18 protein-coding genes are annotated in these 20,201 nt (G+C 68.0%); all 18 read left to right on the forward strand.

The annotated features are described in order from the left end of the window. The first annotated feature begins 111 nt into the window (after positions 1-111). The 18 genes from ACWIGM_RS20185 to ACWIGM_RS20270 are packed head-to-tail and all read left to right on the forward strand — an operon-like array spanning position 112 to position 20,143. Positions 112-966, forward strand: a complete 855-nt coding sequence (locus tag ACWIGM_RS20185) for a helix-turn-helix transcriptional regulator (protein WP_454027732.1) — start codon at positions 112-114, stop codon at positions 964-966. After that, on the forward strand, positions 959-1,972 hold the full coding sequence (locus ACWIGM_RS20190) for a branched-chain amino acid ABC transporter permease (protein WP_454027733.1): 1,014 nt from the start codon (positions 959-961) through the stop codon (positions 1,970-1,972). The genes ACWIGM_RS20185 and ACWIGM_RS20190 overlap by 8 nt, the downstream gene beginning before the upstream one ends. A gap of 2 nt (positions 1,973-1,974) precedes the next feature. Further along, complete coding sequence (locus ACWIGM_RS20195; protein WP_454027734.1) at positions 1,975-3,063, forward strand: branched-chain amino acid ABC transporter permease; 1,089 nt, start codon at positions 1,975-1,977, stop codon at positions 3,061-3,063. Then, a complete protein-coding gene (locus ACWIGM_RS20200; protein ID WP_454027735.1) occupies positions 3,060-3,848 on the forward strand; it encodes an ABC transporter ATP-binding protein in 789 nt (262 codons plus the stop codon). The genes ACWIGM_RS20195 and ACWIGM_RS20200 overlap by 4 nt, the downstream gene beginning before the upstream one ends. Then, positions 3,841-6,084 carry an ABC transporter permease gene (locus tag ACWIGM_RS20205; protein ID WP_454027736.1) on the forward strand — a complete coding sequence of 748 codons (2,244 nt, stop codon included), beginning with the start codon at positions 3,841-3,843 and terminating at the stop codon, positions 6,082-6,084. Before ACWIGM_RS20200 ends, ACWIGM_RS20205 begins: the two co-directional genes overlap by 8 nt. Beyond that, complete coding sequence (locus ACWIGM_RS20210; protein ID WP_454027737.1) at positions 6,081-6,956, forward strand: phosphoenolpyruvate hydrolase family protein; 876 nt, start codon at positions 6,081-6,083, stop codon at positions 6,954-6,956. The genes ACWIGM_RS20205 and ACWIGM_RS20210 overlap by 4 nt, the downstream gene beginning before the upstream one ends. Before the next feature lie 27 nt (positions 6,957-6,983). Continuing rightward, positions 6,984-9,734, forward strand: a complete 2,751-nt coding sequence (locus tag ACWIGM_RS20215) for a flotillin family protein (protein WP_454027738.1) — start codon at positions 6,984-6,986, stop codon at positions 9,732-9,734. A gap of 10 nt (positions 9,735-9,744) precedes the next feature. Next, positions 9,745-10,182, forward strand: coding sequence for an SRPBCC family protein (locus tag ACWIGM_RS20220; protein ID WP_091838493.1), 438 nt, complete (start codon positions 9,745-9,747; stop codon positions 10,180-10,182). Positions 10,183-10,184: 2 nt separating this feature from the next. Further along, positions 10,185-10,637, forward strand: coding sequence for an SRPBCC family protein (locus ACWIGM_RS20225; RefSeq protein ID WP_346359387.1), 453 nt, complete (start codon positions 10,185-10,187; stop codon positions 10,635-10,637). Position 10,638: 1 nt separating this feature from the next. Beyond that, complete coding sequence (locus ACWIGM_RS20230; RefSeq protein WP_454027739.1) at positions 10,639-11,460, forward strand: FAD binding domain-containing protein; 822 nt, start codon at positions 10,639-10,641, stop codon at positions 11,458-11,460. Positions 11,461-11,470: 10 nt separating this feature from the next. Continuing rightward, positions 11,471-11,953 (forward strand): (2Fe-2S)-binding protein, encoded by a 483-nt coding sequence (locus ACWIGM_RS20235; protein ID WP_454027740.1) that lies wholly within the window; start codon positions 11,471-11,473, stop codon positions 11,951-11,953. A gap of 11 nt (positions 11,954-11,964) precedes the next feature. Continuing rightward, the gene (locus tag ACWIGM_RS20240; protein ID WP_454027741.1) at positions 11,965-13,716 is read left to right on the forward strand and encodes a xanthine dehydrogenase family protein molybdopterin-binding subunit; all 1,752 of its coding nucleotides are present in this window, start codon (positions 11,965-11,967) and stop codon (positions 13,714-13,716) included. A 1-nt stretch (position 13,717) separates the two neighbouring features. Then, positions 13,718-14,761 (forward strand): xanthine dehydrogenase family protein molybdopterin-binding subunit, encoded by a 1,044-nt coding sequence (locus ACWIGM_RS20245; RefSeq protein ID WP_454027742.1) that lies wholly within the window; start codon positions 13,718-13,720, stop codon positions 14,759-14,761. A gap of 4 nt (positions 14,762-14,765) precedes the next feature. Further along, positions 14,766-15,650, forward strand: coding sequence for an AAA family ATPase (locus tag ACWIGM_RS20250; protein ID WP_100959610.1), 885 nt, complete (start codon positions 14,766-14,768; stop codon positions 15,648-15,650). Next, positions 15,647-16,762 carry a vWA domain-containing protein gene (locus tag ACWIGM_RS20255; protein ID WP_454027743.1) on the forward strand — a complete coding sequence of 372 codons (1,116 nt, stop codon included), beginning with the start codon at positions 15,647-15,649 and terminating at the stop codon, positions 16,760-16,762. The genes ACWIGM_RS20250 and ACWIGM_RS20255 overlap by 4 nt, the downstream gene beginning before the upstream one ends. After that, complete coding sequence (locus ACWIGM_RS20260) at positions 16,759-17,640, forward strand: amidohydrolase family protein (RefSeq protein ID WP_454027744.1); 882 nt, start codon at positions 16,759-16,761, stop codon at positions 17,638-17,640. The genes ACWIGM_RS20255 and ACWIGM_RS20260 overlap by 4 nt, the downstream gene beginning before the upstream one ends. 16 nt (positions 17,641-17,656) lie before the next feature. Next, positions 17,657-18,505: an N-acyl homoserine lactonase family protein gene (locus ACWIGM_RS20265; protein ID WP_454027745.1), complete on the forward strand. Its 849-nt coding sequence runs from the start codon at positions 17,657-17,659 to the stop codon at positions 18,503-18,505. A gap of 12 nt (positions 18,506-18,517) precedes the next feature. After that, positions 18,518-20,143, forward strand: a complete 1,626-nt coding sequence (locus ACWIGM_RS20270; RefSeq protein ID WP_454027746.1) for an isochorismatase family protein — start codon at positions 18,518-18,520, stop codon at positions 20,141-20,143. Positions 20,144-20,201 lie beyond the last annotated feature (58 nt).

A 20,201-nucleotide genomic window follows, 5' to 3' on the forward strand; every position in this document is an offset into this window, starting at 1 on the left:
TGCCGTCCCGCTCCGGTCAACGACGTCGCGCGCTTCTTGCGTGCGGCGTTGGGCGAAGGCTCACCTGATGAGGCAGCCTTAGGCCCACCGGGCTTTGCTACGCGAGGAGCCATGAGTCGCGCAGTCGCGGTCTGCCACGGTCCGTTCGGACGGGTGTCGATCTACGACCTCGATCGCCCAATGGTGGTGCATGCCCATCGCGAAGCTCACCTGATCTTCTTCCTCGACGGGTCGCGCGGCCTCGTGACCGTCAATGACCACACGGTCCGGGTCGATCCCTTCATGGGCGTTGCGGTCAATCCCTGGGAACCGCACAATTTCCAGCCGGAGCAGCCGGGTTCCTTCGGGCTGTTCCTTGTCATCTATCTCAAGCCGGAATGGCTGGCGGCGCAGGCCATGCCGTCGGCCGGTTCGCTGGTCTTCCCGTCATCCGAGCTGGTCGTGACCCGCGAGCTCGCCGCCTGGCGCGATCAGGCGGTCGAGATGCTGCTGTCGCAGCATCGCGATCTCAACCTCGCCCCGGTGCTGATGGCGCTGGCGCAGGCCTCCAGCGAACCGATCGGACCGGAGCTTGTCTCCTCGCTGCTGCATGACACGTCTGAAGGCGCACTCGACCGGCGCGTGCTGCGCGCCTGCCGCCTGCTGGAACAGCACACTTCTTGTGAAGGCGCTCTCGCCCGTGTGGCGCGCGAGGCTGGGCTGTCGCGCGCCCATTTCTTCAAGCTCTTCCGGCAACAGGTCGGCGTCACGCCGACCATCTTCGCCAATACCGCCCGAATCGACGCAGCGCTCGAGAGGATCGTGCTGTCGAGCGACCCGGTGACCAGCATCAGCCACCGCCTAGGCTTTTCCGGCCAGAGCGTATTCACGCGCTTCTTCACCGCCCATGTCGGCATGGCCCCCCGCGACTATCGCCGGGTGCTGCGCACCGTTAGCCTCCCGCAAGCGCAGGCGAGCCATGTCTGACTTCATCGGCCGCCGCCCGATCTGGTCGCTGGTGATCCTGATCGCGGTCGCCCTCCTCGCCTTCCTGATCTTCGCGGTCTGGACACCGTGGATGGAGCTGACCTTCGGCCGCAAGCGCGTCTTCCTGAGCGCGCTCTTCAACGGCATCACGCTCGGCGGGCTCTATTTCCTCGTCGCCAGCGGCTTCACGCTGATCTTCGGCCTGATGCGCAACGTCAATCTGGCGCATGGCTCGCTCTATCTGTTCGGCGGCTATGTCGGCTACAGCATCGGCAACCTGACCGGCTCCTGGTTCGCCGCGCTGATCGGCGCCTTCGTGATCGTCGCTTTGGCCGGCATCCTGATGCAGGTGCTGCTCTTCCGCTGGATGGAGGGCCAGGACCTGCGCCAGACGCTGGTCACGATCGGGCTCTCGATCATCGTCGCCGACCTGCTGCTCTGGAGCTATGGCGGCGACACCTTCCAGGTGACAACGCCGGACTGGCTCTCCGGGCCGATCCAACTGCCCTTCATCGTCGCACTGCGCAGCAATGGCGAGGCGGTGATGATGATGTACCCGCTGGTCCGCATCGCCATCCTGATCGGCGCGATCATCCTGGGCGTCGCGATGTGGCTCGTGCTCAACCGCACCCGGATCGGCATGCTGGTCCGCGCCGGCGTCGACGATCGCGACATGCTCTCGGCCACCGGCGTGCGCGTGCAGCTCGTCTTCATCATGGTCTTTGCCTTCGGCGCCGGACTTGCGGGCCTAGCTGGCGTCGTCGGCGGCACCTTCCAGTCGCTGCAGCCAGGCGAGGACACCAAGATCCTGCTGTCCTCGCTCGTCGTCGTCATCGTCGGCGGCATGGGCTCGATCCCCGGCGCGGCGATGGGGGCGCTCATCGTCGGCCTCGCCGAGCAGTTCGGCTCGGTCTACATGCCGACTTATGCGGTGATGCTGACCTTCGTCATCATGGTCGTCGTGCTGGCGATCCGGCCGCAGGGCCTGGCGGCAGTGAGGCGCTGACGATGGCGCTCGCCGAACCCCGCCTCGCGATCGCCACACCGCGCCCCCGCGAGGGGCTCGCCGAGGTGATCGGCCGGCAGGGCACGGCGTTCTGGATCGTCGCCGCTCTGCTCCTGGTGATGCCGCTGATCGCCAGCCCGTTCTGGCTCGTTCAGATCCTCGCCTACGCGATGATCCTCGGCATGATCGCGCTCAGCCTGATGTTCCTCGCCGGCTATGGCGGCATCGTCAGCCTGATCCAGATGACCGTCGCGGCCTTCGCCGCCTATCTCGTCGCCATCTTCGGCGAGAGCGCCATCACCCAGATCAGCCTGAAATGGCCGTGGTGGACGGCAGTGCCGGTCGCGATCCTGCTCGCCACCCTGTTCGGCACGCTGGGCGGCGCCCTCTCGGTCAGGACCGAGGGCATCTACACGATCATGATCACCCTCGCGATCGGCTCGGCCTTCTATTACCTGACGCTGCAGAACTACACGATCTTCAACGGTTTCAGCGGCTTCAACGGCGTCATGCCGCCGGTCTTCCTCGGTATCGACTGGGGCGGCACCGTACCGTTCTATTACCTGACGCTCGGCTGTGCCGCCCTCGCCTACGCCGTCGTCGTCTATGTCTCGCGGGCGCCCTTCGGCCTCGCTCTGCAGGGCACGCGCGACAATCCCAGGCGCATGGCGGCGCTCGGCTTCGATGTCGCCGCCCATCGCATCGCCGCTTACGCCTTCGCTGCGGTGATCGCCGCCTTCGCCGGGGTGTTGCTGGTCTGGTACCAGCGCCAGGTCTCACCTGGGACGGGCGGCGTCGGCCCGGTGGTCGACATGCTGATCATCGCGGTGGTCGGTGGTCTCAGCCGCCCGATCGGACCCTTCATCGGCGCGCTGGTCTATGTCCTGCTGCGCACCTTCGCACTCGACCTGCTCGACTGGGTCGGGTTCGAAGGCAAGCGCTATCAGTTGCTGATCGGCTTCGGCTTCCTCGTCATCGTGCTGTTCTCGCCGGACGGGCTGATCGGCATCTGGCAGCGCCTGCGCGAGCGCTATCGCAGGAATCGCGAGGCGCAGGACGCGCAGATGCGGACCGGTGGAGGCGCGCCATGAGCGCCGTGCCGAGCCTGGAACGATTGAGCAGCGCCGGCTCGGCCAATGCGCTCGAATTGCGCGGCGTGTCGCGCCTGTTCGGGGCGCTGGCTGCCTTGTCCGACGTCACGCTCTCGGTCCGTCCCGGCGAGCGCCGGGCCGTGCTCGGCTCGAACGGGGCCGGCAAGACCACGCTGTTCAACTGCGTCACCGGCGATTTTGCGCCGAGCTCCGGCGTCATCCGCTTCTTCGGCGAGGATGTGACCGCCTTCCCGCCGCATGAGCGCATCCGCCGCGGCCTCAGGCGCACCTATCAGATCTCCTCGCTCTTCGCCGGCCTGACGGTGATCGACAATGTCTACCTCGCCTGCCGCGGCGTCTCGCGGAACCGCTTCTCGCTGCGACGGCCGCGCCGCGACGACACGCTCCAGCATGCGGCGGAGAGTTTGGTCGACGCTGTCCATCTCACGGCGGTGAAGGACCGGCTGGTCGGGGAGCTCGCCTATGGCCAGCAGCGCCAGCTCGAGATCGCGCTGGCGCTCTCGGGCGCGCCGCGCTTCATCCTGTTCGACGAGCCGGCGGCGGGGCTCTCGCCGACCGAGCGGGCCGACCTCGTCCAGATCCTGACCTCGCTGCCGGCCCATATCGGCTACATCATCATCGAGCACGACATGGACGTGGCGCTGCGCGTCGTCGAGAGCGTGACCATGATGCACAACGGCCGCATCTTCAAAGAGGGGCGGCCGGACGAGATCGAATCCGACCCCGAGGTGCAGGAGCTCTATCTCGGGGGTGGCCATGGCTGAGCGCCTGAAAGCCCCGCCCGCCGCCGGCGTACCGATCCTGCAGATCGCCGGCCTCAACGTCTTCTATGGCCGCTCGCACGCCGTCCAGGGCGTCGATCTCACCCTGCAGCACGGCGTCCTCTCCGTCGTCGGTCGCAACGGCATGGGCAAGACCACCATGTGCAAGGCGATCATGGGGCTGGTCCCGATCGCCTCAGGCTCGATCCGCTTCTTCGGCGAGGAGATCGCCGGCCGCTCGCCGGCCGAAGTGGCGCGGCTCGGTATCGGCTATGTGCCGCAGGGACGCCGGCTCTGGCGCTCGCTGACGGTCGATGAGCATTTGCGGCTGATGCAGCGCGGCAAGCGCGGCGCCTGGACGCCCGAGCGCATCTACGAGGTGTTTCCGCGCCTGGCCGAGCGTCGCAACAATGGCGGCGGCCAGCTTTCCGGCGGCGAGCAGCAGATGCTGGCGATCAGCCGGGCGCTGCTGCTCAATCCGCGCCTGCTGATCATGGACGAGCCGACCGAGGGGCTGGCGCCGGTCATCGTCGCCCATGTCGAGGACATGCTGGTTCGCCTCGCCGAGCAGGGCGATGTCGCGATCCTGGTGATCGAGCAGAACATCGGCGTCGCCACCCAGATGTCCGATCCGGTCGCGATCATGGTCAATGGCCGGATCAACCGGATCATCGCCTCGGCGACGCTGGCCGGCGACCGCGACCTGCAGCAGCGCCTGCTCGGCGTCGGCCGGCACGGCCATGACGAAACCGATGCGGCGTCGGAGACGCCCCCGGCAGCCGGTACCTCCCGGCCTGCCGCACCAGCACTGGCCGGGCCGACACGCATCTACGTCTCCAACCCCGTCATCCCCAATCGTTGGTCGCAACCAGTTCCAGCGGCTCGGATCGAGGCGCAAGCCCGCACCATCTCGCGCCCGACTTTGGCGACGCGCGATGGCCAGCCGGTTGGCGCGATCCGGCCGCTGGCTGCAGCGGCAAGCAGCGAACCCTATGTCGTCATCGCCGGCACGCTCGACACCAAGGGCCAAGAGCTGCGCTTCATCCGCGACCTGATCCGAGCCGAAGGCCTGCGCACCCGGCTCGTCGACCTCTCGACCTCGGGCCGCAGCGCCGGTGGCGACGTCACTCCGCAGGAGATCGCCCTTGCCTCGCCGAAAGGTTCGGCCGGCATCGCCTCGGGCGATCGCGGCACGGCGGTCGCGGCGATGACCGAGGCCTTCAAGGCCTGGCTGCCGCGCCAGCAGGGCCTGCTCGGCATCATCTCGGCCGGCGGCTCGGGCGCGACCGCGATGGTGACACCGGCGATGCAGGCGCTGCCGGTCGGCCTGCCCAAGCTGATGATCTCGACCATGGCCTCCGGCGATGTCCGCGCCTATGTCGGGGCGACCGATATCGCGATGCTGCACGCCGTCACCGATGTGCAGGGCCTCAACCGCGTCTCGCGGCTGGTGCTCGGCAATGGCGCGCATGCCATCGCCGCCATGGCCAAGGCCCGCCTCGCCGAGCTGAAGCCTGAACCCTCCCGCCGCCGCGAGCCCGAAAAGCCGCTGGTCGGGCTCACCATGTTCGGTGTCACCACGCCCTGCGTGCAGCAGGTCTCAAGGCTCCTTGCCGACGAGTGGGAGCCGCTCGTCTTCCACGCCACCGGCACCGGCGGACGAGCCATGGAGAAGCTGGTCGAGTCCGGCCTCGTCGGCGCGGTGATCGACGTCACGACCACCGAGATCTGCGACCTGCTGATGGGCGGCCTCCTGCCGGCGACCGAGGATCGCTTCGGCGCGATCATCCGCACCCGCATCCCCTATGTCGGCTCGGTCGGCGCGCTCGACATGGTCAACTTCTTCGCGCCCGAGACCGTGCCGGAGCGCTATCGCGGCCGCCTGCTCTATCCGCACAACCCGCAGATTACGCTGATGCGGACCACGGCGGAAGAGAATGCCCGGATGGGCCACTGGATCGGCGAGCGGTTGAACCAGATGGAAGGCCCGGTCCGCTTCCTGATCCCCGAGCTCGGCGTCTCGGCGCTCGATGCGCCTGGCCAGGCCTTCCACGATCCGGCCGCCGATGCAGCCCTGTTCCGGGCGCTGGAGCAGACGGTGCGCACTGGCCCGAACCGGCAGCTGATCCGCCTGCCGCTCCACATCAACGACCCCGCTTTCGCCGCCGCTTTGGTGCAGCAGTTCCGCACGCTGCATGCCGGCCGTCGTCGCGAACGGGCCGGCGGAGGCAGGTCATGACAGCTTTCGACAAGAAGACCCTGCTGAAGCGCTTCCGGGCTATGATCGCCAAGGGCGAGCCGATCATCGGCGGCGGCGCCGGCACCGGCCTCTCGGCCAAATGCGAAGAGGCCGGCGGGATCGACCTGATCGTGATCTACAATTCCGGCCGCTACCGCATGGCCGGCCGCGGCTCGCTCTCCGGGCTGATGCCCTATGGCGACGCCAATGCGATCGTCATGGAGATGGCGGCCGAGGTGCTGCCGGTTGTGAAGACGACGCCGGTGATCGCCGGCGTCTGCGGGACCGACCCGTTCCGGCGCATGGACGTCTTCCTCGACGAGATCCAGCGCATCGGCTTCTCAGGCGTGCAGAACTTCCCGACGGTCGGGCTGATCGACGGCACCTTCCGCGCCAATCTCGAAGAGACCGGCATGGGCTTTGGCCTCGAGGTCGAGATGATCGCCCTCGCTAACGCCAAGGGCCTGCTGACCACGCCTTATGTCTTCTGCGAGGACGACGCCCGGGCCATGGCCAAGGCCGGCGCAGACATCATCGTCTGCCACCTCGGCCTGACCACCGGCGGCTCGATCGGCGCCGAGACGGCGCTGAAGCTGGAGGACTGCCCGGCGCTGGTCGAGAGCTGGGCCAAGGCTGCGCTCGCCGTGAAGAAGGACGCGATCATCCTCGTCCATGGCGGGCCGGTCGCCGAGCCCGCCGATGCCGACTTCATCATGCAGAACACGGTCAACTGCCACGGGTTCTACGGCGCGTCCTCGATGGAGCGCCTGCCGGTCGAGGTCGCGATCCGCGACCAGACGCGCGCCTTCAAGCAGATCAGCCGCTCGGCGGCGACGGGAAAGCCGGCGCGCAAAGCCGGCAAGACGAAATGACCCGGGCACGGGCGGGAGGATGCTGACATGACGGGACAGCTGATCGGATCGCTGATCCTCTGGCTGATCGTGGCGGTGATCGTCATCGCCATCGTCGTCTATCTGGTGAACTGGCTCTATCGCCGCTCCTCGAAGGAGGTCTCCTTCGTCCGCACCGGCCTGTTCGGCGAAAAAGTGGTGATCAATGGCGGCGCCTTCGTGCTGCCGATCATCCACGACGTCACGCCGGTCAACATGAACGTGCTGCAGCTCGCGGTGACGCGGGCGAACAACGACGCGCTGATCACCCGCGACCGGATGCGCGTCGACATCGACGCCGAGTTCTATGTCCGGGTGAAACCGGAGCGGCAGTCGGTCTCCATCGCTGCCGCCACGCTCGGCCGGCGCACCCTGCAGCCCGACCAGCTCCATGCCCTTCTCTCGGGCAAGTTCATCTCGGCACTCAGGACCGTCGCCTCCGAGATGACGATGGAGGAGATGCACGAGCAGCGCGGCACCTACGTCCAGCGCGTCAAGGACGCCGCCGCCGAGGCGCTCGACCAGAACGGCTTGGTGCTGGAATCGGTCGCGCTCACCGATCTCGACCAGACCGACCTGCAATATTTCAACCCGTCCAACCGCTTCGACGCCACCGGCTTGACGCGGATCATCGAGGAGATCGAGGACAAGCGGAAGCTGCGCAACGACATCGAGCAGGACTCGATGATCCGCATCCGCACCCGCAATCTCGAAGCCGAGCGTCAGGCGCTCGACATCGAGCGCGAGAGCGAAGCGGCGCGGCTGGAGCAGCAGCGCGAGATCGAGATCAAGCGCGCCATGCAGCGCGCCGAGGTCGCCCGCGAGCGCGCCGTCCGCGACACCGAGGCCGAGCAGGCGCAGATCACCTCGCGCGAGGAGATCGAGAAGTCGCGCATCGCCAACGAGCGCGCGATCAGCGAGGCGCGCATCGCCTCGGAGCGCGACATCCGCCAGCAGGAGATCGCCCGGACGCAAGCTGTCGAGGAGGCCGAGATCGCCGCGCGCGAGCATGTCGAGAAGGCCCGCATCGCCAACGATCAGGCGATCAACGCCGCCCGCATCGCCTCCGAGCGTGAGATCCGGCAGAAGGAGATCGAGCGTACCAGGGTGCTGGAAGCAGCCGAGATCGAGGCGCGTGAAGCGACCGAGAAGGCCCGCATCCTGCAGGAGACCGCGGTGAATGCCGAGCGCATCACCCGCGAGCAGGAGGTCCGCAACCGCGAGATCGAGCGCACCCGCACGCTCGACCAGGAAGACATCGCGGCGCGCGAGGCGGTCGAAACGGCCCGCATCGGCCAGGAAGAGCGCGTGCGCGCCCTCCAGATAACCCGCAACAGAGCCCTGGACGAGGCCGAGATCGGCGCACGCGAGGCGGTCGAGAAGGCGCGCATTGCCCAGGAGGATGCGATCACGGCAGACCGGATCGCACTCGACCAGCGCAAGAGCCTGCTTGAGATCGGCCGCACCAAGGCCGTCGAAGCAGCAGATATCTCTGCCCGGGAGGCGACGGAGGCCGCCCGCATCGGTCAGGAGAAGGTCGTCGCGGCCGAACGCATCGCCGCGGATCTCGCGACGAAGGAGCTCGAGATCAGGCGCAATGCCGATCTCGACGCCGCCGAATTGAAGCGCCGCGACGCGGTCGAGCGCCAGCGCATCGCCACCGAACTCGGGCTGGAGAAGGAGCGGATCGACTCCAGCAAGACCCGAGAAATGCTTCAGATCGCTCAGAAAAAGGCGGTCGAAGTGGCGGAAGAAGAGCGCGCCATCGTGCTCGCCGCCAAGAAGGTCGAGCGCACCGACGCCGACAAGGCACTGCGCCAGGCCGAGATCACCGCGCGCCAGCAGGTCGAGACCGTCGACATCGCCCGCGAGCAGGCGCTGGAAGCGGTGCGAATCGAGCGTCGCCGCGCGCTGGAGCAACTGGAAATCGCCCGCAACCAGGCCCTGCAGGAGGCGCAGATCGTCTCGAACGAGGAGATCGAGCGGGCCCGCATCTCCTCCGATCGTGGCCTCGACGAGGCTCGCATCGGCCGCCAGCGCGAATTGCGCAAGCTCGAGATCGGGCGCGAGCGCGAGGTCGAGACGGCAGCCATGGACAAGGCGATCGCGCTCTACGCCAAGTCACTGGAGGAATCGGCAGCGCAGGCCAGTGCCGAGATCGCCCGTGCCAAGGCGGTCGAGGCCGAAGAGAAGGTCAAGACCGTCCGCGAGAGCGAGAGCGCGCAGCGGCGCAAGACCGTCGAGATCCTGCTCGCCGAGAAGGCGGCCGAAGAGTCCCGCATCGCAGCCGAGGCCGAGAAGGTGCGCCGCGCCGTCGAGGCCGAGGCGCAGAAGCTGCTCTACGAGGCCGAGAACGTGCTCTCTGACGGTGCCCGCTACGGTCTGTTCCGTCGCCGCCTGCTCGACAAGATCGAGGGCATCGTGCGCGAGAGCGTCAAGCCGATGGAGAAGATCGAGGGCATCCGCATCCTGCATGTCGACGGACTCGCAGGCGGGGCGGGAGCGAGCGGCGCCGGCGGCGCGGCGCGCTCACCCACCGACGAGGTCATCGAGTCGGCGCTACGCTACCGCGTCCAGGCGCCGATGATCGACCAGGTGCTGAAGGAGATCGGCATCGAGGGCGGCAACCTCGCCAAGATGGGCGGGCTGATGCGCGAAGCCTCCGACATGCAGCGCGTCGCCAAGGAAGCCCAACCGGCCAAGCCGAAGGGCGGAACCGGCGGAACCGGTGGCGAATCCGGCCCGGCCGAGAAGGCGTGAGGACGAGAGCATGGCCCGTGTCTACGTCTCCAGCGTCATCGCCGCCCCGGCCGCCAAGGTCTGGGCCAGGGTGCGCGACTTCAACGGCCTGCCGAACTGGCATCCCCGCATCGCCGAGAGCCGGATCGAGAATGGCGAGCCGGCGGACAAGGTCGGCTGCATCCGCGCCTTCTCGCTGCGCAGCGGCGACCGTCTGCGCGAGCAGCTGCTCGGCCTCTCCGACTACGACATGTTCTGCACCTATTCGATCCTCGATTCGCCGATGCCGCTGACGAACTACGTCGCGACGCTCAGGCTGACGCCGATCACCGATCAGGAGCGCACCTTCATCGAGTGGTCGGCGGATTTCGACTGCGCGCCGGACAAGGAGGCCGAGCTCGTCGCCGGCATCGGCACCAATGTCTTCCAGGGCGGCTTCGACGCCCTCAAGCGCGCCTTCGGGGGATAGCCATGCCCCATGTGGTCCGCAGCACGATCATCGATGCGCCGGTGGACCGGCTCTGGTCGGTCCTGCGCGACTTCAACGGGCACGACAAGTGGCACCCTATCGTGGCGAGGAGCGAGATCGAGCGTGCCTACCCACCAGACCGAGTCGGCTGCATCAGGCGCTTCCTGCTGCGCGACGGCAGCGAACTCCGCGAGCAGCTGCTGACGCTCTCCGACCTGGAGATGACCTTCAGCTACTGCCTGCTCGATACGCCGATCCCGCTGTTCAACTACGTCGCCCATGTCCGGCTGCTGCCGGTGACCGACGGCAATCGCAGCTTCTGGCACTGGGAGAGCCGCTTCACCACGCCGCCCGGACGGGAAGCCGAGCTCGCCCGGCTCGTCGGCGACGAGGTCTACACCAACGGCATCGAGGCGGTGCGGCGCCTGCCCGCGATCGTCGGCGAGGAGGCCTGACATGCTCGATCTGAGAACCTGCGCGAGCCTGTCGGAAGCCGCCGGCATCCTCTCCGGCGACCGCCAGGCACTGCTGATCGGCGGCGGTACATTGGTGATGCGCGAGGTCAATGAAGGCCGCCTGACCGAGGGCACCCTGGTGCGCGTCACCGATCCGGCCCTGCGCCAGATGAGCACTGGCGGCGCCCGTGTCGAGCTCGGCGCCGGCGTGACCATGGCGATGGTGCTGGCCAATCGCGACCTCGCTTATCTCCATGCACCGGCGCGCGGTATCGGCGGGCCGGCGGTCCGGACGATGGCGACGATCGGCGGCAATCTTTTTGCCGGGACGCCCTATGGCGATTTCACCGTGGCGCTGCTGGCGCTCGATGCGCAGGTCGTGCTGCAATCGGGCTATGGCTCGGGCCGGGCGGTATCGCTGGAGGATTTCCTGAGCGCACGCGAGCGCGGTGGCCAGGGCCTGGTGACGGCGATCCAGTTCGCGCGCCCACAGAACCCGGCCGAATTCCACTTCCGCAAGATCAGCCGGGTCAAGCCGAAGGGCATCTCGGTGCTCTCGATCGCAGCGCATCTGCCGCTTTCGGGCGGCCGTGTCACACAGGCGCGGGTGGCCTATGGCGCGATGGCGCCGACCCCGATCCGCGCCCGCGGCGTCGAGCGCGCGCTCGACGGCAAGCCGCTCGACCAGGCGGCGATCCAGGCGGCCAAGCAGGCGGCGCTTGAAGGCTGCCGGCCGGCGACCGACGCGATCGCCAGCGAGTGGTATCGGCGCGAGATCCTCCCCGTCCATCTCGGCCGGCTGCTCGCCGGCGAACCCCGCTGAGGAGGCGTCGATGGCCAAGCTTCCGGTCCAGTTCCGCCTCAATGGCAGCGACCGCGCCACCTTCGTCGACCCGGCGAGCAATCTGCTCGACACGCTGCGGCGCGGGCTCGGCGATTTCGGCCCGAAATATGGTTGCGGCCAGGGCACCTGCGGCGTCTGCACCGTGCTGGTCGACGGCGAGCCGCAGCTCGCCTGCCTGACGCTCGCGGTGTCCTGCGAAGGCCGCCAGATCGAGACGACGTCCGGCATGGCCGATGGGCCGAACCTGCACCCGCTGCAGGACGCCTTCATGGACCATTTCGCCGCCCAGTGCGGCTTCTGCACGCCCGGCATGTTGACCGCGGCGCGGGCGCTGCTGGCGAAGAACCCGCAGCCGAGCCGCGACGAGGTCGTCGAGGCGATCAGCGGCAATATCTGCCGCTGCACCGGCTACGAGCCGATCATCGCCGCCATTCTCGCCGCAGCGGGCGCGCCCGGCGCGCGCCGGGCTTGAGGGAGGTCGCCATGCCAACGATGGAGATGCGCAAGGACCTCTTCGCCGACGAACGCGACGACAATCTCAACGTCATCGGCAAGGGCGTGCAGCGCCAGGACATGCCTGGCCATGTCACGGCGCGCACCCGCTTCTTCGACGACCATGCTTTCGACGGCATGCTGCATCTCAAGGTCGTGCGCAGCCCGCATCACCATGCCCGCATCCGCGCGATCGACATCTCGGCGGCCGAGCGCGCTCCGGGCGTCAAGCGCGTGCTGCGCGGCGCCGACGTGCCCGTGAACAAGAACACGCTGCTCAGCCTGATCAATTTCGGCAAGGACGACGAGCCCTCGCTGGCGGTGAGCAAGGTATCCTACAAGGGTGAGCCGGTCGTCGCGATCCTCGCCGACAGCGAGGCGCAGGCGCTCGCGGCCCGCAAGCTGGTCCGGATCGACTACGATCCGCTGCCGGCGGTGTTCGACGTCGAGGAGACGCTGAAACCCGGCGCACCGGTGGTCAACGAGACCTATCCCGGCAACTACTTCGAATATCACGAGCGCTTCGACCATCAGAAGCTGCGTTTCGGCGATGTCGAGCGCGGCTTCGCCAGCGCCGACATCGTGATGGAACATCGCTACCAGATGTCGCCGATCGAGCATGCGCCGACCGAGACCAACGGCTCGATCGCGGCGCCCGAGCAGAACGGTCGCTATGTCGTGCATTCCTGCGCCCAGGGCCTGTTCTTCGCGCTGGGCACCACCGCCAAGATCGTCGATGTCGAGTCGAACCAGCTGCATTTCATCGGCGGCACTGTCGGCGGCGGCTTCGGCGGCAAGGTCGACTCGCTGACCGAGCCGCTCGCCGTGCTCGGGGCGATGCTGACCGGCCGGCCGGTGCGCTTCGTGCTCGATCGCGAGGAAGAGATGCTCTACGGCTCGCCGCGCGGCGCCGAGCGCATCTACATCAAGGACGGGCTGATGCGCGACGGGCGCATCGTCGCCCGTCATATCCGCAGCTATTTCGACGCCGGCGCCTATACGCGCCTGTCGAGCTATGCCGCGATCAAGTGCACGGCGCATGTACCGGGACCGTACTGGATCCCGAACGTCACCTCCGACATCTACGTCTCCTACACCAATCGCTGCCCCTCGACCGCGATGCGCGGCTTCGGCGTCACCGCGGTCGATTTCGCGCTCGAGGTCCAGATGGATCGCCTCGCCGAAGCCGCGAGCATGGACCCGATGGAGCTGCGCATCCTCAACGCCTATCGCGATGGCGACATGAAGCCGCATCGGCGCGCCGCCAAGAACACGGCGCTCGTCGAATGCGTGCAGGTCGCGGCCGAGAAGGCGAACTGGCCGCTATCGGAGCAGGGGAAGCGGGCGTCCTCGCTGATCGGCGGTGGCGCCGGTGAGCGCGCGCAGATCCCGGCGACCCAGCTCGACGCCCGCGGCCAGATCGGCCGGCCCGATACGCGCAATGGGCCGGTGACACAGGTGTTGCCGGCGGGCACGAGCCGGATCGCGCCGAGCAAACAGCCGGTGATGGAAGGCGCCCGCGACGGCCGCGCCGCGCCGACGCAGGTGCCGCGCTACGAGCCGCAGCGGCCCGTGGCTCCACCGCCACCTCCGATCTACCAGCCCACGCCGCCGCCCTATCAGCCGGCCAGTTCGTATTCGCCACCTCCCGCTCCCCCTGCCCCACCGCCGCCGGTCGCGCCGGCGCAGCCGCAACATGGCGCGGTGCGGTTCTCGTCGGTCTTCGGCACGAGGAGGCGCTGAGATGGCTCGTCACGAAGGTCGCGGCATGGCCTCGGTCAATTATCCGATCGGCATGAACCTGGGCGGCGATCCGAGCCAGGCGCTGATCCATTCCAACCCGGACGGCAAGTTCACCGTCGCGCTCTCGGCGATCGATCTCGGCCAGGGCATGAAGCAGGTCTCGCGCCAGATCGCGGCCGAGACGCTCGGCGTTCCCGTCGAGGACGTCTATGTCGACACCGCCGACAGCGACACCGGCCCGCACGACATGGGCTCCTTCGCCTCGCGTGGCACGCATCGCATGGGCAACGCCATCATCGTCGCCGCCCGCGAGGCGCGCGGCGTGCTGCTCGAAGCAGCGGCTGAGGAGCTCGAGGTCAATGCCGCCGATCTCGTCACCGACGGGCGCGGCAATATCCATGTCCGCGGCGCGCCCTCGCACAGCATCACGGTCAAGGCGACGGCGCAGGCGGCGCAGTTCAAGCAGGGCAAGACCATCGCCGGCCGCGGCATCTTCCTGATTCCGCTCTCGGCCGTCGATGCCGAAACCGGCGAAATGAACCCGAACACCGCCTTCGCCCATGCCTGCCTGGTCGCGGACGTCTCGGTCGACGACGAGACCGGCGAGGTCGAGGTGCTCCGCATGACCAGCGCCTATGAGCTCGGCCGCGTCATCAATCCGCGCATGGTCGAGCAGCAGCTGGTCGGCGGCGCCTGGATGGGCATCAGCCACGCGCTCTACGAGACGCCGGAGCCCTATTATCCCAGCCCCGAGCACGGCCCGCGCGACTTCAATGAATACCTGATGCCGGGACCGGGTGACATCGCGCCCTACCACGTCACCGTCTTGGAGCGGCCGGCGCCGGACGGCCCGTTCGGCGGCAAGGGCCCGGGCGAGATGTGTGCCAATCCGGTGCTGCCGGCGATCGCAAACGCCGTCTACAACGCCGTTGGAGTCAGGGTCGACGAACTCCCGATCACGCCCGAGAAGATCCTGCGCGGCCTCAAGGCCAATGGCGGCGTCAAGCCCGGTCCCCGGCGCGGTGGCCCGGTGAACTGGCGGTGACCCGATGGCGCTGAGGACGACCGTCGCCGGCATCTCCAGCCCAGAGGACCTCGCCGAGGCCCTGCAGGCGGCGATGTATCTCGCCGATGACGGCATCGCGACGGCCGGCTACCTCTCGCTCGCGCTCGGCAAGCCGCTGCTGCTCGAAGGCGCGCCCGGCGTCGGCAAGACGGAAGCCGCCAAGGCCCTCGCCGGCATCCTCGGGCGCCAGCTCATTCGCCTGCAATGTTTCGAGGGCATCGACGCGGCGGCCGCGCTCTACGAATGGAACTATCCGCGCCAGATGCTCGCCATCCGTCAGGCCAAGGAAGGCGAGCAGCTCGACATCTACCGCGACGATTTCCTGATCGAACGGCCTATGCTGACGGCGCTGCGGCGGCCGGACCAGGTCGTGCTGTTGATCGACGAGATCGACCGCTCGGACCATGAGTTCGAGGCCTTCCTGCTCGAATTCCTCTCGGATTTCTCGATCTCGATCCCCGAGCGCGGCACGCTGCGTGCGCCCGAGCGGCCGGTGGTGATCCTGACCTCGAACCGGACCCGCGAGCTGCACGAGGCGCTGCGCCGCCGCTGCGTCTACCACTACATCGCGTACCCAGAGCCCGAAAGGGAGGCGCAGATCATCATGCTGCGCTCCTCCGCCGTCGCCGAGAGCACGGCCCGCGCCGTCGTCCACGCAGTCGGGCTGTTGCGGCAGGAGCCGCTCGCCAAGCCGCCGGGTGTCGCCGAAGCCGTCGACTGGGCCGAGGCAGCGACGGCGCTGGCGCAGAGCGGCGCTCCCTGGCCGGAGGCCTTCCGCCGCTCGCTCGGCGCCGCGATCAAGGACGAGGAAGACCTCGCCCATCTGCGGCCGCGCCTGCCGCTCTTCATTCCGGGGCTGGCGGCATGATCGCGCCGCTTCCCCCGGCCACCCGGCTCTTCGTCGCCTTTCCTACGCTGCTGCGCGAGCACGGCATCGCGGCCGCGCCTGAGCAGACCACCAGCTTTCTGATGGCGATCGAACTGCTCGGCCCGCGCGGTATCGCGGATATCCACAAGGCCGCGACCGCGACGCTCGCGCCCCATCCGGAACAGCGAGCGCTCTTCGATGCGCTGTTCGACATGCACTTCCTTGGCGGCGCGCTCGCCGAGCCCGGCGACGATGACTTCGCGCCGGACGAGGACATCTCGGTTCAGGAGGACACCGGTTCGCGCGAGGTGCTGATCGGCGAGGAGGTCAATGAGACCGGCCAGGCGGCGACCGGCGCGGAAGCCCTGTCGATCCGCCAGCTCAAGACGCTCGACGACAGCGAGACCTTGCGCCGTTTCGGCCGGGCGCTGCCGGCCGCCCTGCCCCGCCGCCGCGGCTATCGCCATCGCTCTGCGCGCCGTGGGCCGATGGTCGACCTAGCCCGCAGCCTCAAGGATGCGATCCGCCATGACGGCGAGGTGATGAGCCTGAAGCGGCTCAAGCGCGTGACGCGGCCACGGCCGATTCTGCTGCTGATCGACGTCTCCGGCTCGATGAAGCAGCGCAGCGACGCCAATCTCGCGCTGGCGCATACGATCGTCCACGCCACCCGACAGGTCGAGGTCTTCACCTTCGGCACGCGGCTGACCCGCGTGACGCGGGCTCTCCGTCGCAAGCGGCGCGAGCAGGCACTGGCCGAAGCCTCCGGGCTCGTCGCCGACTGGGACGGCGGCACCCGCATCGGCGACGCGCTGCAGGCCTTCCTCGCCGTGCCCCGTTTCGCGTCCTATGCTCGCGGCGCCGTCGTCGTGGTGCTGTCGGACGGTCTCGAACGCGGCGATCCATCGGCGCTGGTCACGGCAGTCGCCAGGCTGGCGCAGCGCGCCCATCGCATCGATTGGCTGACCCCGCTCGCCGCCGATCCCGGCTACCGGCCCGAAACCGAAGCGCTCCGGCTGATCGCGCGACGCCTCGCCAGCCTCTCGGACGGCGGCAGCACCGCGCAGATCTGCCGGCACATCCTGTCACTCGGAGGCTCGCTAGCCGCATGACCGGTCTCGTCGATTCCCATTTCCACATCTGGCGGCAGGCCGATCTGCCCTGGCTGCTCGGGCCGATGCAGCCGCGCATCTTCGGGCCCTATGAGCCGATCCGGCGCGACTATCCGGTCGCCGAATATCTCGGCGATTGCCGACCTGTGGGGGTGACTGAAGCCGTCTATGTCCAGGCCAACTGGGCAACCGACCGTTACCTCGACGAGGTCGCTTACGTCTCGCAGGCCTCGGAGGAATCAGGCTTCCCGATCGCCATCGTCGCCTATGCCGACATGCTGGCCGCGGATGTCCGCCCGCAGCTCGACCAGCTCGCGCGCAACGCCCGTGTGCGCGGCGTGCGCATGCAATTGCACTGGCACGAGAACACGCTCTACCGCTTCGCCAGCGGGCCTGACCTCGCCCGCGATCCCAGGCTGATCACCAATGTCGGGCGGCTGGCCGAGTACGGCTTCAGCTTCGACCTCCAGGTCTTCGCCGGCCAGATGGCGGGCGCGGCCGAGCTCGCCGCCGCCTGTCCGCAGGTGACCTTCGTCCTCCAGCACGCCGGCATGCTGGAAGATCTGTCGCCTGAGGGCATCGCCGCCTGGCGCGAGGGCATGATGCTGCTGGCGGCCCAGCCCAACATCGTCAGCAAGCTCTCCGGCCTCGGCACCTTCCAGCGCCGCAACGACCCGGAGCAGATCGCCTTCATCATCGGCGAGACGCTTGCCCTGTTCGGCCCCGAGCGCTGCCTGTTCGGCTCCAATTTCCCGATCGAGAAGCTCTGGACGAGCTACGCCGAGCTGATCGCCGCGCATCGCGCCGCGGTGCCGCAGGCGGCGCAGGAAGCCGTGTTCAACGAGACTGCGAGGCGGGTCTACCGCCTCGGCCAATAATCAGGGGAGGACGTTCATGGCCCTCGAAATCAAGATTCTCGACTATGGCGATATCGAGCTGGAATCGAGCTTCCTCGTGCTCGGCCGCGATTGCGGCCGCACCCGCCGCGTGCCGACCTATGGCTTCCTGATCCTCGGCGGTCCCTGGCCGGTGGTGGTCGACACCGGCTACCGCCATAACCAGATCATGGAGAGCCTCGGCATGCGCGGCCTCCAGTTCCACGAGAACATGATCGAGAACCAGCTCGCCAAACACGGCGTGCGGATGGGCGATGTGCGCTATGTCATGCACACCCATCTCCATATCGACCATGCCGGCAAGGACGAGCTTTTCCCGATGAACACCACGGTGCTTGTCAACCGGCGTGAACTCGAATACTCCGTCTCCGGGCTGATGCACCCGCAATACCCTGCGCCCGACATCAAGCACCTGATCGACCGGCTGCACACGCGCGACGCGCTGCGCTTCGAGGACCTCGAACTATCGGGGATGATCGAGCTCTTCCCCGGCTGCTATCTTGAAGCCGCCGGCGCCCATACCGAAGGCTCGATGAACGTCCATGTCGACACCAATGAGGGCCGAGCCATCATCTGCGGCGACGTGATCTACGACTTCAACGACCAGATCGTCTCGCCTTTCCACGAACTGCATGCCAACGAGCCGCGCACCACGGGCAATCATGGTGTCTCCAAGCGCGAGGAGAAGGCAGCGATCAAGAAGCTGCTCTCGGCCGGAGCGTTCCTGCTGCCGGTGCATGACAAGCCGGCCAAGATCGCCCATGGCCAGGTCGTCGGCCGCATGGACATGGCCGTGCCGGGCCCGGTCGTGCAGTCGCTGCCGGCGCGCAACTGGTTCGCGGCCTGACGGGGGTCGCCGATGACCACGCATGTCGCCGTCCAGCCCGGCTTCGCCGACCTGATCGACCTCTGGGCGCCAGTGCGCCAGCTCGGCACAGGCTTCGAGTTCTGCGAGGGACCGATCTGGCATCCCGCCGAGCAGCATCTGCTGTTCTCGGACATGCCGGGCGATGTCCGGCGCCGCTGGGATGGGAATGGCGTGCGCGAGGTCAGGCGGCCGGCGAACAAATGCAACGGCATGACCTATGATGCCGCGCTCGACCTGATCGTCTGCGAGCATGCGACCTCCTCGCTGGTGCGCGAGCGGCCGGACGGGCAGCGCGAGGTCATCGCGTCGCATTTCGAGGGCATGGAGCTCAACAGCCCCAACGACGTCGTCGTAAAATCGGATGGGGCGATCTATTTCTCCGACCCCTGGTATGGCCGCATGCCGGTCTTCGGCGTCGAGCGCCCGCGCCAGCTCGGCTTTCAGGGCGTCTATCGCATTCCCCCGGAGGGTGGCGCGCCGCAGCTCCTCGTCGACCGCTATCTCTTCGACCAGCCGAACGGGCTCTGCTTCTGCCCGAGCGAGGACCGGCTCTTCGTCAACGACACGGTCCAGCACAACATCCGCGTCTTCGACGTGAAGCCGGATGGCCGGCTCGGCTCCGGCCGCATCTTCGCCTCGGGCATAGTCGGCAGCGAGCCAGGCGTTCCCGACGGGATGAAATGCGACGCCCAGGGCAATATCTGGGTCACCGGCCCCGGCGGCGTCTGGGTCTATTCGATCAAGGGCGAGCTGATCGGCAAGCTGCGCGTGCCCGAACTGGTCGGCAATTTGACCTGGAGTGGGCCGGACTGGCGCACGCTCTTCCTCACCGCGAGCCATTCGCTCTATGCAGTCGAGACCAAGGTCGGCCCGCGCATCGAGCCCTATATGAAGGCGGCTGCCGCCGCGCACTCGGGCCGCAGCACGACGACGGAGAGGCCGGTGGCTGATGCTGGCCCTGCAGCCTCAATCTCCGCCAACGGCGCCAAGAAGGCCGCCGCCGGCTACCGACTCGATCCGTCGCGCTGCGCCCTGATCATCCAGGACATGCAGAACGACGTCGTCATGGAGGGCGGTGCCTTCGCCAGCTCGGGCTCGCCCGAGCATTGCCGCCAGCAGAACGCGATCGCCAATGGCGCACGCCTGGCGCAGGCGGCGCGGGCGCGCGGCATCCCGGTGATCCATGTCTGGTTCATCGTCGAAGCCGGCGCGCCCGGCGTCACCATGAATGCGCCTTTGTTCGAAGGACTCGCCGACGCCAAGGCGCTGGTGCGCGGCACATGGGGCGCAGCTCCGGTGCCGGGTCTCGAGGCACAGGGCGGTGACCATGTCGTCGAGAAGCAGCGCATGAGCGCCTGGGAGGGCACGCGGCTGGAGACGGTGCTCAAGGCGCTCGGCCGCGACATCGTCATCGTCACCGGCGCCTGGACCAACATGTCGATCGAGCACACCGCCCGCACCGGCGCCGACAAGGGCTATTTCATGCTGGTGCCGGAGGACGCCTGCTCGACGATGAACGCCGAATGGCACACTGCTTCAGTCAACTACGCACTGCAGAACGTCTGCGTCGTGACAGATGTCGAGGCCGTGATTGCCGCGACGGACAGCCGCGCCTAGCGAGCTCACATCGTCGCGACGCTTCGGGACAGGCTCGGCTCCAAAACGTCCCGCACCT

The sequence above is a fragment of the Allobosea sp. NPDC055332 genome (assembly GCF_053645455.1).